Here is a 14,122-nt window from a genome sequence, read left to right on the forward strand (position 1 = left end):
TTAGCTTACCGAAACTTAATAGATGATATAATGAATTTTCATGAATTAATTATTAAGTAGTAAGAATTTTTTCAAAGATGTATGTTTTAAAAAGATGGAGGAAACAACCAATGTGTGGAATTATTGCCTTTAGCGATATCGCAACTATGCAAAAAGAATCAACGATTGAGTCGATGATGGAAATGATTCGTCACCGTGGACCTAATGTCGATGGTGGTGGTCATTTTATAAAAGATCAAATTGCTATGGGATTTTGCCGATTAAGTATTATTGATTTAGACGGTGGGGCACAACCTTTGTCAAACGAAGACGGATCTATCGTTATTACCTTTAATGGTGAGATCTATAACTTTAAAGAACTTCGCGAAGAATTATTAGAAAAGGGTCACACATTTAAAACTAAAGCTGATACAGAAGTATTATTACATGGATATGAAGAATGGGGTATGGAAGGTACTTTGAACCGAGTTCGTGGTATGTTTGCTTACCTCATTTGGGATGATAATAAGAAGGCACTTTACGGTGCTAGAGATTTCTTTGGAATCAAACCGTTATACTACTATAAACGTGGTGATACATTTATTGTTGGTTCAGAAATCAAAGCTTTCTTGGAACATCCTCATTTTAAAAAGGAATTAAATAAGAGAGCTCTAAAATCATATTTGATGAATCAATATAATGATTTGCATGAAACATTCTTTAAGGGAGTTTACAGATTCCCTGCAGGTCACTGGTTTGAATTAAAAGATAACAAGTTTACGACTCATAAATATTGGGATGCTAAATACGATATCAATAAAACTAGAACTGAAGAAGAGACAATTGATGAAATTGATAAAACGGTTCAAGAATCAATTAAAATGCATAATGTTGCCGACGTTCCAGTAGGAAGCTTTTTATCTGAGGGTGTTGACTCAAGTTATGTAACTTCTGTTTTGAAGCCTCATGAAGTATTCAGTGTTAACTTTGATAATGGACCTTATAACGAAGCAACGGCCGCAGAAGAGTTGGCCAACCGTGAAGGATTAAACTTCAATAAGACAACCGTTACAGGTGATGAAGCGTTTGAAGATTTTGCCGAGATTCAATATCACATGGATGAACCAGATGGTAATCCATCAGTTATTCCTTTGTGGTACTTGTGTCGTTTAGCACGTAAGAAAGTTACCGTTGTATTATCAGGTGAAGGTGCTGATGAGCTATTCGCCGGATATATAAACTATGGTATGCACACTGAAAGTAAAATTGTTAAGCACGTTTCAAGTGCTTTAAAGAAATTACCTCGAGGTGCTCGCTATACTCTAGCCAAGGGAATCAATAAGCTACCTGCGTTCCCAGGTAAAGTTCATATGTATACTTGGCTAGCAAATCCAGCAAGTTATTATACTGGTGAGTCAGTTGTTTATGACTTAAATCAACCAGTTATTTTCACTTCTCGTCAAGCAAACAATATTTTGAAGCCTGCTTATCATGACGACAGAACTGTTAAGGATACCTATTATGATGACTTCCAACGTGTTAAAGACGCTGATAGTGTTAAACAGATGCAATATATCGATTTACATCACTTTATGTTAAATGATATTTTACAAAAAGCTGATAAGATCTCAATGGCACATTCATTGGAATTACGTGTACCATTCTTGGATAGAAAAGTAGCAGAGTTAGCTAATACTATTCCAACAGAAATGTTATTTAATAGCAAAGGTACCAAATGGGCCTTGCGTCAAGCAGCCTTAAAACATTTACCAGAAGATTGGGCTAACCGTCCTAAATTGGGATTCCCAGTACCTGTTAAATCGTGGTTACGTGAAGAGAAATATTATAATAAAGTTCGAGAATTATTCAGTGAAGATTGGGTCAACGAATTGTTTGATCAAGATAGAATTTTAAAATTGTTGCGTGATAACTTTGAAAGTAAAATCGACGGACGACGTCAAGTTTGGACAATCTTTACATTCTTAACTTGGTATAAGTTGTACTTTGTTGACTTTGAAGAAGCACGTAAGAAATATGAACACGTTCAACCTGATGTTAAAGAGTTTATGGATAGTGGTAAATTAGTTTAGAGAGCGTATAAAAACACGTTCAACTTTCGAGCATTAAGGCAAATACCCCTTGTCAATCCGATTTTGGATTGACAAGGGGTATTTGTGTTAAGCGGAAAAAGTTGTGTTTTTATGCGCGTTTAGGCAAGCAAGTTTGAGAAAACTATTTACGTCATAGTCGCATTCCTTACTTGTGTAAAGTATTAATAATAATTTTTTCAATAGATTCTAAGTCTTCATCTTCATTTTTAATCGTTTCAGGTAAAAAGTGTTGTTGAAGAAAATAGGGTAGTAACTGGCCTATTATTGTTCTAATAGTTTCCATAGGTGTGAAATCTTCTCGAACTTGATGGGTACTCTGTAGGGCTTTAATAACTTTCTTGGTAAAAACAGGTCGTGAATCAAAAACTAATTTAGAAAATAACTTTCTAATATCAGGATTTATTAATAATTCAGAGAATAAAATCAAAACGGAATCAGTATTTTCTTTTAGAAACTTATAACGATCATTCACTACAAAGTGAATTAGTGTTTCCAAATTGCCACTATGCTTTTCAAAGTTATCAAAAAAATCGTCTCGATACATAGGAATAAAGTTTTGAATAATTGGAGTTAATATATCCATCAGTAAATCTTGTTTAGTTTTAAAATATTTGAAGATGGTTGCTTGACTGATGCCAGCTTTTTCTGCAATTTGAGCGGTGGAAGTACCGTCGTATCCATTTTGAGCAAAAAGTTCTAATCCGGCTAATAGTGCTGACCTTTTACCTTTAGGCATTTTTTGTGCATCTAACCAGTCGCGATAATTGTTGAAAATATTACTTTCCATAACTAACTCCTTTATACTTTGCGATAACGTTTTAATCCAACTATGTTTAGGAATGTCAAGACGACTAAGAATATAAGTAAGACACCGATATCTGATCCTAATGAACTTAATCCTTGTCCTTGCATGATAACTCTTGTGGCGGCATCACCAGAATATTTTATTGGAATGATGTATGAAATGTCCTTTACCCAGCTAGCCATTGAGTCTAATGGGATGATACCTGAGAAGAATATTTGTGGGATGACCAAGATAGGAATGAATTGCATCATCTGAAATTCTGAGTTTGCAAAAGTTGAAACAAGAATACCAAAGGATAGTGCAACTAATGCTAATACCAAATTGATCAATATTACGTAGAATATATTTCCTACGACTTGGATTCCTAGTAGCCATACGGTTACCATAACGATAATAATTGTTTGAATAACAGCTAGAATACCATAACTTGCCATGTATCCAAAGACTATCTCATGTCTTTTAACGGGTGTGGCAAGTAGACGATCCAAAGTTCCACTCGTACGTTCTTTTAGAAGTGCCATACCTGATATTAAGAATACAAAGAAGAACACGAAAAATCCTATGAGGATAGGTAATATTTTATCGAAGAATCCAGTATTGGAGTCACCATAAACATAATGATTAGTAATCCTAGGTTTTGAATCAGCTTTTTTTGATTGAATATTATTATTCGCAGAAGCATTAGGCATTTGGCTCTGTACCTTAGTTAAAGCTGATGAAGCTAAAGTTAGTTTTGATTTGAGAGTTGAGATAGTAGTGTCAGTCATGGCATTTTTAAAAGCCATTTTAACAGCTACTGTCTTGGTAGAATCTGTATTTGCATATGTTAAATCATAATCGTTATTTTTCTTTTGAATGATTGCATCAACTTTATCATCCTTTAAGGCCTTTTTTGCTGCCTTTTTAGTGTCATATTTAGTGACACTGACATGCTTAGTTTGTTCGAGATTGGAATTTAAACTTGAAGGCATTGAGACTGTTGCTATATCAACATCAGTTGTTGAATTGGAATTAAAGATAAAACTCAATAGTATAAGTATTAACACTGGAGCTAAAAACATTAATGCTAGGGTTCTTTTATCTCTGAAGAGTTCTTTTAAAACTCTATTCATAATTGATATTATTCGCATTATAAAACACCTTCCGCCTTTAAAAATACATTTTCAATGGAATCAACTTCGTATTGCATTTTGAGTACATCTGGTTTATCAAAGGCCATTACTTTCCCGTCAAGTAGTAGGGCAACTTTATCGGTTAACTCTGCCTCGTCCATAACGTGCGTTGTAATTAAAATACTTCTATCTTCGTCTCTGATGTGTTGTAATTCTTTCCAGACTTGTCTTCTTAAAGCTGGATCAATACCAACTGTAGGTTCATCTAAAATTAATAATTTTGGTTGACCTATAAGTGCGATTGCTAATGATAAACGACGCATCATACCACCTGAATATCCACTGACTCTTTTGTTTAAATCGTCTGTTAAGTCAACGACGTTAGCAACGTGTTTGATTTCTTCAGCTGTGTCTTTTTTGGATAATCCTTTCATGGCTGCAAAAAATTGCATATTTTCTTTTCCAGATAAATCTTCATACAAAGCATCGGTCTGTGCCATGTATCCAATGTTTGCTAGCAACTGGCGATTAGGCATTGTTTCACCAAAGACTTTCGCAACCCCTCCATCGGCCACTTCCATTCCTAGAGCAGTTTTAATAACTGTTGATTTACCAGCACCTGATGGACCGATCAATCCAACGATTTCACCAGTGTAAACATCAAGATCGATATCTTTTAAAACTGTTTGATTACCGAATTTCTTTACTAAATGTTTTAGGGAGATGGTTGTGTCTGTCATAAAAGTTCCTCCTTTAGTAAGTGAGTGATTACTCACCTTTTGAAAATTAGTATAGCATCATTTGACGTACAGTCAATGAATTCATTCATAGATATTTTGAATATGATAAAATACCAATAGCACAAGGAGGGAACTAAATGACATTTGAAAAGATTTTACCTAACATAAAAAATGGCGAAAAAGCCGTTCGTACAGGTTGGGAAGGCACAGAATTATTTATTATTTTGCAACAAGAAGGCAAGTTTGAAGGCGACGTTTTGAATCCATATTTTTTGATCAAAACTGAAGATGAAGCATATAGTATGTGGTCACCAACAGATTGCGATATTTTAGCTGATGATTGGGAATTAGTTAAATAATGGCCGAGGACTTTACCGATAAGGTTGTTTTGATAACTGGTGCAGCATCTGGAATTGGATTATCTCAAGCAAAATTATTCAAAGATAATGGCGCAAAAGTGATTGCAGTTGATAAAAATGAAATCCCATTAGATGTTATGTCCTTTAATGGTGATGTTAGTCAAAGTGAATTTATTGATAATCTATTTGATTCAATAAAAAGTAAATTTAATACGCTTGATATCGTTTGTAATACAGCTGGAATTTTGGATGGATATAGTCCAGTTACTGAGACGAGTTTGGAACAGTGGCAAAATATTTTAAACACTAATCTAACTAGTCAATTTATGGTCATAAAAAAAGCCTTACCAATGATGCTTGATAAAGGTAAAGGTGTCTTTGTTAATATGGCTTCTATTGCTGGGTTAGTAGCTAATGGTGGTGGCGTAGCTTATACAGCTTCTAAGCATGCGGTCATTGGAATGACCAAGCAACTTGATATTGACTATGCCAATCAAGGTATAAGGGCTAATTGCATTGCTCCTGGAGCAATCGATACACCTATGAATGCCGCAGATTTTGCTGGAGATGGTAAAATGGCAAAGTGGGTAGCTGATCAGACACCTGCTAAACGATGGGCTAAACCAGAAGAAGTTGCTGAATTAGCACTTTTCTTAGCTAGTGATAGATCAGATTATATTCACGGCAGTGTAGTACCAATAGATGGCGGTTGGACCGCTCAATAAAATAAAATGATATGCAAAATGCATTCACTACGACACTTAATCTACCTTTGGTCGTAGTTATTACTAACCAAATATGGTTACAAAGGGGAATTATAATGAAAAACTTTTCTAAGACATCAGGAATCTCGATCCAAGATATTGTTAGTACAGCAGTTGTAGCGGCGTTATATGTTGCAATGACGGTAGTATTTACTCCTTTAAGCTTTGGAGTAGTTCAAATCCGTTTTTCGGAAATGTTCAACTACTTAGTACTTTATAACAAACGATATATTTGGGGAGTTACTCTTGGTGTCTTTTTATCTAATTTTATGTCACCAACTTGGACATTGGATGTACCAGTTGGAACTATCGCCACGTTATTAGTTTTGTTCTTTGTATTGTGGTTGACTAAGATGACAAAAGATATGCGCTTGAAATTTGTGATTACAGGAGTTATCTTTGCACTTTCTATGTTTACGGTAGCTGGTCAGTTACATTTTGTTTTTAAGGCACCATTTTTGATCACTTGGTTCACAGTAGGAATTGGAGAATTATTGTCGATGGCAATTGGTGGTCTGATAATTTACGCATTAGGTAAAAGATTTGATTTGACTAGATAAAAGAGTGCAACAAAGGGCGTTTTGCCACCGAATCATAGCCTAGAGCCACGAATGATTGGGTACTATCAATCATTTGTGGCTCGTAGCTATGTGGAGGTTGCAGCCCTTTGTCACACGCTTAGTATATAAAATTCGGAAGCAAAAAAAAGACACCCATCATGGGTGTCTTTTTTAGATTAAAGATTCATCGGGAAATGGATTTTAATCTATCTAAATTGGTATGGCTGGACAAGTATTTGACCAAAATAGGAGTGAATTCTTATCATAGGACAGAATAATTTATCCATACCAACAATTAAAATATATCATTGTACTTTTTTTTAGACAAACAATTAGATTGTAATTTTACTTAGGCATCTTCATAAAGCCATTTTTCAGTGAGTATTGATTACCCGCAGTGATGTCGTATTGTAACAATTCATAATCATGCATAATTGCTTTTTGTTTCTTATTTAGGTTATTAACTAACTTACCATTTTCATCGACATATTCAGAACTGGAGTTAACAGTATTATTTTTAGCTGAATTAAACGAATCTAGAGTCATTGCTGGTAGATCAGTATAAACCTTTGTTTGTAATGCATAATATGGAGAAACTTTCATATTCATTTTATACAATGCCATGGCAGCAAAATTGTTAGGACTAACTATTTTAGTCTTAGGTAAACTAGAATTTTGTTGACGACTATATTTGTTGCTATAAACGAAGTAGTCAGTTTCATGTAATTGTAGTCCATATTTCTGCATGGAATCACCGTTATATAATCCAGGTAAATGGTCACCATACCAGATAAACGTAATAGGACGATCCATTTTATCTATTTGTTCAATAAATTGTTTCAAAGCTATATCAGTGTAGTGAATACCTTGAGTATAGTTTTCAATTTGTTGTTTACGGCTATTGTTTGTATAGGCAGAGCCACTGACAGAGTAATCGTTATTTTTATAGTAATCATCAAACGGCATATGGTTTTGCATAGTTACTAAATTAATAAATTGTCCGCCTTGATGGTCATTCATAACTTTTAAAGTTTGCTTATAGGCAGACTCGTCAGAGATATAAGGGCTATCTTCTATCTTATCTGTATAAGTTAATTTATCTCCGTCTACTAGATGATAGAATTTGTCGAAACCGAATTTCTTGTAAACTTGTTTTCTACTATATAAGTTAGCAGAGAAGGGATGAATACCTGTTTTATAGTCAAACAGGTCGGTAAATGCAGGAGCAACTTTTTGATATGGGACAAGTTGTGAGTAAGGTGTTGGTAAAGTTGGTGAGAAGTTATTGATCGCCATACCGGTTAAAGTTTGATATTCAATATTAGCGGTACCGCCACCATAACCACTAGTTAGCATTTCACCTGCAGGAGTTGATTGTTTCATTTGTCGGACGAATGGAATAGGATTTCCATGAACTGTTAAATTTGGAACTTTAGCTGGGTCAGAAAAACTTTCACTTAAATTAAAAATAACAGTTTGGTTTTTCATATCACTATTAGTACGAGTTTTATTTATATCCGCAGCTATTTTTTGATATTTTTTAGATAGTTGAGCCATTCTTTCTTTAGAGTAACCATCTGGTTTTTGCATAATAGTTACATCAAGATTATTTGCGAATTGAAGTAGGGTACCATTTAATTTAGCACCTCTTAATTGAGCATAAAAATAAGGCTTATCTTCAATATCTTCTAATAATAAGGCGATAGGTGTCTTAGGATGATTAGCTGTAAAGAAGCTTCCTAGAGATAATATTGCTAGTAATATTATTAGACCACGCATTTTAAGTCCAAGATGAATCTTGTTCTTATCTTTTCTTTGAATCCAAATAGCGATAATTGCTAGAATTACGATTCCTATTAAAGCCCCAATAATCAATTTTGATGAAACCATGTTCAATAATTCTGATAGGGATGTCACCATTGACATATCTGATGGCAAAATTGGTTCGGCACGGAATTCGATTTTAATAAAGTTAGCAATCAACCAAATAATGTAGGCAGCCATGGTAATAATAAGTGAGTACCAATAGCGATTTAAAACTGACCAAACGATACCAAAAATTGCTAAAAGAATAATGATATTGATGAAGATAATTGGTTCACGATGAATAATTATCCATTGGGTCATATTAATATCCCAATTCCATAACTTGCTCATAGATAAGACGGTCATTATCCACGAAAGTCCTAAAATCAGCCAAAAGTGCCATGCAGTGGCAATACGTTTGAGATATTTATTAGCATGAGATAGATCAAAACTGAAACTCTTAAATGGTTTAAAGTTGTTATTAAAAATAATTAGTTTCGAATAGATGAATTGAACAAGTAGAACGATTATTAATGATATTAGGATTATTACGATTGTTCCCAGAAGTGCGGAGGTATGGTCAATGAATCCTCGTAACCAAGAAAAACTGAACACAATTAGTTTTGGATTATCAGCTAAAATCAAAACTAATCCAAAGGTAAATATGTTTGAAACCTTTAAATAAACAGTTTGTTTTAGAATCTTGCTAAGTAAAATAAGACTTAAAACAACGGTAATTAAAAATAAAGGTTGGCTGCTGATAATACTTCCAAGGTAATGTGAGGTCAGCGTCATACCGTGGTGAGGATCATAATTTACTTTGTTGGTAGTTAACCAAGATGATACAAATGATCCAATTAAAGAAAGTGCTAATAACAAAGAAATATTTAAATTTGAAAATCTAGACCAATCGTAGTTTCTGATCCAGTATCCAATCACGAATAAATAAAGATACCAAATTAGATTTTGTCCATGGCTGAATCCCATAATGTCTTGGCCGAGGATCATATTGGCCGCCACAAAAATAATGAAGATGATAATTAGTATTTTCCCAATACTTTTAGTGGAATGCTTTTGAATTACGCCAATTATAAATGGACCAATTAAAAGTATCCCAATGTATGATAGGAAAATACCAGTACTGCTTCTAAGTAAATATAATTCGGGCCGAGAAATTATCTGATTACTAAATATCGGCGTAGTTAGTTGTATCAGTAAGTCCAAAATCAGTAAGAATAAAATACTACGGTTAGGGACTTTAGAATTTTTCTTATAGTCCATACCGATCAAAATAGGTATGAATAAACTGGCAATAACGGTGATAGTTTTAAAAAGCCAGATACCCCAAAATCCAGAACTCATGTATTTTTGATTACTTAATAAATGCATTGCAGTTATAAATACACCACTGAGTATGGCGATACTTAATACTGAAAAAACCTTTGACCAAGTAAGATTGGTCTTTTGCTTCAAAGAACTCATATTTAAAAGAATCTCCCCCAATAATAAAAATTCCAGCACTAATAACTTCGCATTCTAGTGTTGGAATAGGTTATTTAAAATTATCGATTTATATCATGTAAGTATATTACTATTGTAATAATTATCAAACTGCAAATCAAAATTATTTTATTTTCTGAATTTTTGCAACATTTTTTCAATTATTGAGTATTACGTATACAAAATCCTTGCCCTGTAGTTAACTCCAAGGTATATGATATCGTCTATTGATTGAATCAAATCAATCGAACCTAATCAAAGAGGGAAATTTAAATGACAAAATTAACTGAAACATATCAACTTTCAAATGAAACAAAAATTCCTAAGGTAGCTTTTGGTACTTGGCAAATTCCAGCTAATAAGGCTAAAAAAGCGGTGCTAGATGCTTTGACAGTTGGATATCGTCATATTGATACAGCCCTAGTTTATGAAAATGAAAAAGAAGTAGGGCAAGGTATCCGTGATTCTGGAATTGATCGTGATGAAATTTTTGTAACATCAAAGCTTCCAGCAGAAACTAAGAGTTATGATGACGCAATGAAGGATTTTGAAGAGACAATGAGTAATCTTGATATTGATTATTTGGACTTGTATTTAATTCATGCTCCATGGCCATGGGCTCAAATTGGTTCCAATCACGATAAAGAGAATCAAGAAGTATGGCGAGCTATGGAAGATATTTACGCAACTGGCCGTGTAAAAGCTATTGGCGTTTCTAACTTTAATGTTCATGATTTACAAAATATTTTAGCAACAGCTAAAGTAAAGCCGATGGTTGATCAAATTCAATATTATATTGGTTATACAGAACCTAAAATCACTAAATTTGCACAAGATAATGGAATTCTTGTAGAAGCATACTCTCCATTAGCAACAGGTGGTTTAGTAGATAATCAACAAGTTAAGACGATTGCTGAAAAATATAATGTCAGTGTTCCTCAATTAGCTATCCAATTTGTTGTTCAAAATGGTGTCTTGCCATTACCAAAAGCAACACAATTACCACACATTCAAGCCAACGCTAAACTAGATTTTGAAATCAGCGAAGAAGATATGAAATTATTGAATCAAATGCCAGATACAGCTCCAAGTGCATTTCATAATGCTACGCAAGGTTAAAAGCATAAAATAAGCCAAATTTTAAATTGATTCACCTGACTTTTACGGTATTATAATTGTAAAAAAGCAGGAGGGTATCATGAATAAAATCGTTCCTAGTTTGTGGTTTGCGGATAATAATTGTGAAGAGGCAATTAACTACTACATTAAGGTATTTCCTAATTCAACTTTGGATGATGTGACTTATTATCCTGATGAAAAGTTAGATGAACATTTTGAAGGGATGACTGGCAAGATTTTGACGGCTGTTTTCCATTTAAATGGTCAAAAATTCATGGCTCTTGATGGTGGTCCTTACTTCCGATTTAACGAAGCAATTTCGTTTACTATTGAATGTGCCGATCAAGCTGAAATAGATTATTACTGGGAAAAACTTTCTCATGTACCTGAAGCTGAACAATGTGGTTGGGTCAAAGATAAGTTTGGAATGTCGTGGCAAATTATTCCTAAGAATATGGGTGAATTGACGCGAACTCCAAACCAAGTTCAAGCGATGATGAAAATGAAAAAGATTGATATTGCGGAATTGGAAGCTGCCAAATAGTGAATAAATAATAAAACAGCACCCCCTCGGGGGTGCTGTTTTATTACTTTACGGAGCCAAGCTATTTTTTTGCCCAGACTTTTATAGCATAAACGTGTAAAAAAAGGCTGCAACCTCCACATAGCTACGAACCACAAATGATTGATGGTGCCAATCGTTTGTGCCTCTAGGCTATGCTTCGGTGGCAAACCGCCTTTTTTCACACTCTTTTATAAAATAAATGCACCAACTAAACCAGCGACAAGGCCGAAAACAAATACACTGGCAGCTGTAATTCCTAAACTCTTCCAACTAAGGACAGGTTTTAGCAATGCCAATGAAACAATACTTACGGCTGGTAATGTCATCAAAAGTGCTGCTGTAGGACCAGCAGTTAGACCCAATGCCATTAGAGCTTGGATAATTGGAATTTCACCAGCAGTTGGAATAACAAAAATCGTTCCAACAAGTGCAAATAAGATAACGGCACCAACACCGCCACTAAGTCCACCTTGAATTGCTGGGAATAATACGTCTTCAAAAGTACCTAAGATGAAGACAATAACTACATAAGCAGGAATACTGTCGATTACTAATATGTAGAATGCTTTCCACCAGCGTTTTAGTAATCCTTCGGTATTTTCTTGAACAGGATCAAAGTCTGAGCCTTCAGAAACCTCGACTTCTTTTTTACTGCTCAAACGTCCTACTAAAGTAGCAATACAAATGACCATTAGGATACCAAAAACAATTCTAAAGAACGTGAATTTCCATCCTAATACCAACCCCATAAAGATCAATGTAGCTGGGTTTAATAATGGATTGGCTAAGAAAAAGGCCATAATACTGTTAACTGAAGCCTTTGACTTAGCTAAACCTACGGTAACTGGTGCAGAGCAGCAAGTACACATCATTGTTGGAACACCCATCAATGTTCCAATAAGTGTATTTCTAAGCTTTGTACCTCCCAGATAACGACGAATCCAACGTACAGGTAATAATACTTGTACTAATGAACCAACTATAAGTGCAACGACCAAGGCTTTCCAAACAGATAAGAAATAAGTTATCGTGAATGAGAATCCAGTTTTGAGTGACACGCCCCCAGTGGCAGTACCAACTCCTGCAATTATAGAGTCACCTACAGAATGTGTAGAAGCTGCGGCGATAGCCTTTTGGTAATAAGGCCACCACTTAACATAAAATATTCCGGCAACTAGGATAGCGAAGAATAAAATAGCGAAAACTATTTGCTGCTTGTTCCGATTATGTGAAATCTGCGTATCCATATTTCTTTCCTTCTTCCCTCAAAGAATTTGTTGTATGCCCTTACATACAATGATTATTATAAACTTCACAAAGTATATTTAAATATTAAATGTGCGATTTTTCACAAAAATAGGGAATTCACCAAGATTTTAGAAATTATTGTTGCTTTAGAGTTTACTCTAAGGTGTTTAATATTCATAAAGACAAAAATGGAGGTCGATTATATGTATGATTTTGAAAACAGTATTGATCGTCGAAAGACTGACTCAATAAAATGGGATGTTAAAGACAATGAATTACCAATGTGGGTTGCTGATATGGACTTCAAAACAGCTCCAGAAATTGTCGAAGCTATTCATGAAAAAGCTGATCAGAAGATCTTTGGCTATGAAGAAGCTGGAAAAGCATATTTCAATGCTGTCGCCGGTTGGTATGAAAAAGAACACGATTTTCGTCCTCAAACAGATTGGATGATGTTTGTTACAGGTGTAGTACCAGCCATATCTTCAATTGTTAGACGAGTAACATCAATTGGAGACAATGTATTGGTTCAAGCACCTGTATATAATATTTTCTATAATTCAATTGTAAATAATGGACGTCATGTTGTTTCTAGTGATTTGGTATTTGATAATTTAGCATATCAAATCGATTTTAAAGATCTTGATGAAAAATTATCAGATCCACTGACTACATTAATGATTTTATGTAATCCACATAATCCAGTTGGGAAAGTTTGGAGTAGAGAAGAATTAACAAAAATCGCTGAATTATGTAATAAGCATCATGTTAAATTGTTGAGTGATGAGATCCATGGTGATATTACCTTTAAGCCATATACACCAGCATTTTCTTTGGATAAAGATCTTGTTCAAAATTTGATGGTTTGTGTATCACCAAGTAAAACTTTCAATGTAGCCGCAATTCACGCCGCAACTATTATTGTTCCTAATGAAAATCTCCGTGAACAGGTTAGTCGTGGTATAAATAGTGAAGAGTTGGCCGAACCTAACTCATTTGCCATGCCTGTAACGATTGCTGCATATGAAAAAGGTCATGAATGGGTATCTGAATTAAAGCAGCAAATCTTAAAAAATAAACAATTAGTTCAAGAGTTTTTGGCAAAGGAATTGCCAGAAGTTAAGTTGGTTCCATCAGAAGCGACATATCTACTATGGATGGATACGGGTGCAATTTCAGATGATTCTAAAGAATTAGCTGGATTTATCAGATCAAAAACAGGTTTGTATTTGTCTTCAGGTGATGTTTATGGTGGCAATGGTTATGACTTCTTGAGAATGAATATAGCATGTCCTATATCGACCGTTAAGGATGGATTGAACCGATTGAAACAAGGTATTGATATGAAAAAAGAGAGTTCAGCGAAATAAAAAAATGGAACTGTAAGATTTAAATCTTGCGATAATCCCTTTATGGTTGTCAGATGAAATACAATAATTCATCTGATGATTATG

Annotated in this window: 12 protein-coding genes; 7 read left to right on the top strand and 5 right to left on the bottom strand. The window is 34.4% G+C overall.

The window, feature by feature from the left end; genetic code table 11:
- The first annotated feature begins 110 nt into the window (after window positions 1-110).
- The gene (asnB, locus tag FC72_RS09670; RefSeq protein ID WP_057767215.1) at window positions 111-2,069 is read left to right on the top strand and encodes an asparagine synthase (glutamine-hydrolyzing); all 1,959 of its coding nucleotides are present in this window, start codon (window positions 111-113) and stop codon (window positions 2,067-2,069) included.
- A 166-nt stretch (window positions 2,070-2,235) separates the two neighbouring features.
- On the opposite strand, the gene FC72_RS09675 is transcribed toward asnB, so the two are convergent.
- The 3 genes from FC72_RS09675 to FC72_RS09685 are packed head-to-tail and all read right to left on the bottom strand — an operon-like array spanning window position 2,236 to window position 4,747.
- Complete coding sequence (locus FC72_RS09675; protein WP_057767219.1) at window positions 2,236-2,877, bottom strand: TetR/AcrR family transcriptional regulator; 642 nt, start codon at window positions 2,875-2,877, stop codon at window positions 2,236-2,238.
- Window positions 2,878-2,888: 11 nt separating this feature from the next.
- A complete protein-coding gene (locus FC72_RS09680) occupies window positions 2,889-4,025 on the bottom strand; it encodes an ABC transporter permease (RefSeq protein WP_057767221.1) in 1,137 nt (378 codons plus the stop codon).
- A complete protein-coding gene (locus FC72_RS09685; RefSeq protein WP_057767223.1) occupies window positions 4,025-4,747 on the bottom strand; it encodes an ABC transporter ATP-binding protein in 723 nt (240 codons plus the stop codon). Before FC72_RS09685 ends, FC72_RS09680 begins: the two co-directional genes overlap by 1 nt.
- Window positions 4,748-4,884: 137 nt before the next feature.
- On the opposite strand from FC72_RS09685, the gene FC72_RS09690 reads away from it, so the two are divergent.
- The 3 genes from FC72_RS09690 (at window position 4,885) to FC72_RS09700 (ending at window position 6,430) form a co-directional block, all read left to right on the top strand.
- Window positions 4,885-5,106, top strand: coding sequence for a DUF2829 domain-containing protein (locus tag FC72_RS09690; RefSeq protein ID WP_057767225.1), 222 nt, complete (start codon window positions 4,885-4,887; stop codon window positions 5,104-5,106).
- Window positions 5,103-5,831: a 3-oxoacyl-ACP reductase gene (locus tag FC72_RS09695; RefSeq protein WP_157051157.1), complete on the top strand. Its 729-nt coding sequence runs from the start codon at window positions 5,103-5,105 to the stop codon at window positions 5,829-5,831. The genes FC72_RS09690 and FC72_RS09695 overlap by 4 nt, the downstream gene beginning before the upstream one ends.
- 95 nt (window positions 5,832-5,926) lie before the next feature.
- Window positions 5,927-6,430, top strand: a complete 504-nt coding sequence (locus tag FC72_RS09700) for a QueT transporter family protein (protein WP_057767229.1) — start codon at window positions 5,927-5,929, stop codon at window positions 6,428-6,430.
- A gap of 345 nt (window positions 6,431-6,775) precedes the next feature.
- On the opposite strand, the gene FC72_RS09705 is transcribed toward FC72_RS09700, so the two are convergent.
- A complete protein-coding gene (locus FC72_RS09705) occupies window positions 6,776-9,718 on the bottom strand; it encodes an LTA synthase family protein (RefSeq protein ID WP_057767231.1) in 2,943 nt (980 codons plus the stop codon).
- A gap of 291 nt (window positions 9,719-10,009) precedes the next feature.
- On the opposite strand from FC72_RS09705, the gene FC72_RS09710 reads away from it, so the two are divergent.
- Entirely contained in the window at window positions 10,010-10,855 is an 846-nt protein-coding gene (locus FC72_RS09710) for an aldo/keto reductase family protein (RefSeq protein WP_057767234.1), read from the top strand.
- A gap of 79 nt (window positions 10,856-10,934) precedes the next feature.
- A complete protein-coding gene (locus tag FC72_RS09715; protein WP_057767236.1) occupies window positions 10,935-11,399 on the top strand; it encodes a VOC family protein in 465 nt (154 codons plus the stop codon).
- Window positions 11,400-11,608: 209 nt separating this feature from the next.
- On the opposite strand, the gene FC72_RS09720 is transcribed toward FC72_RS09715, so the two are convergent.
- The gene (locus tag FC72_RS09720) at window positions 11,609-12,667 is read right to left on the bottom strand and encodes a permease (RefSeq protein WP_057767238.1); all 1,059 of its coding nucleotides are present in this window, start codon (window positions 12,665-12,667) and stop codon (window positions 11,609-11,611) included.
- A gap of 204 nt (window positions 12,668-12,871) precedes the next feature.
- On the opposite strand from FC72_RS09720, the gene FC72_RS09725 reads away from it, so the two are divergent.
- Window positions 12,872-14,038 (top strand): MalY/PatB family protein, encoded by a 1,167-nt coding sequence (locus tag FC72_RS09725; RefSeq protein WP_057767240.1) that lies wholly within the window; start codon window positions 12,872-12,874, stop codon window positions 14,036-14,038.
- Window positions 14,039-14,122: the final 84 nt, after the last annotated feature.

The sequence above is a fragment of the Companilactobacillus tucceti DSM 20183 genome (assembly GCF_001434665.1).
In the GTDB taxonomy this organism is placed as follows: Bacteria; Bacillota; Bacilli; order Lactobacillales; family Lactobacillaceae; genus Companilactobacillus; species Companilactobacillus tucceti.

Bases quoted from the DNA above. Each gene is read 5' to 3' on its own strand.
- asnB (WP_057767215.1), top strand. From the start codon at position 111: ATGTGTGGAATTATTGCCTTTAGCGATATCGCAACTATGCAAAAAGAA.
- FC72_RS09675 (WP_057767219.1), bottom strand. From the start codon at position 2,877: ATGGAAAGTAATATTTTCAACAATTATCGCGACTGGTTAGATGCACAA.
- FC72_RS09680 (WP_057767221.1), bottom strand. From the start codon at position 4,025: ATGCGAATAATATCAATTATGAATAGAGTTTTAAAAGAACTCTTCAGA.
- FC72_RS09685 (WP_057767223.1), bottom strand. From the start codon at position 4,747: ATGACAGACACAACCATCTCCCTAAAACATTTAGTAAAGAAATTCGGT.
- FC72_RS09690 (WP_057767225.1), top strand. From the start codon at position 4,885: ATGACATTTGAAAAGATTTTACCTAACATAAAAAATGGCGAAAAAGCC.
- FC72_RS09700 (WP_057767229.1), top strand. From the start codon at position 5,927: ATGAAAAACTTTTCTAAGACATCAGGAATCTCGATCCAAGATATTGTT.
- FC72_RS09705 (WP_057767231.1), bottom strand. From the start codon at position 9,718: ATGAGTTCTTTGAAGCAAAAGACCAATCTTACTTGGTCAAAGGTTTTT.
- FC72_RS09710 (WP_057767234.1), top strand. From the start codon at position 10,010: ATGACAAAATTAACTGAAACATATCAACTTTCAAATGAAACAAAAATT.
- FC72_RS09715 (WP_057767236.1), top strand. From the start codon at position 10,935: ATGAATAAAATCGTTCCTAGTTTGTGGTTTGCGGATAATAATTGTGAA.
- FC72_RS09720 (WP_057767238.1), bottom strand. From the start codon at position 12,667: ATGGATACGCAGATTTCACATAATCGGAACAAGCAGCAAATAGTTTTC.
- FC72_RS09725 (WP_057767240.1), top strand. From the start codon at position 12,872: ATGTATGATTTTGAAAACAGTATTGATCGTCGAAAGACTGACTCAATA.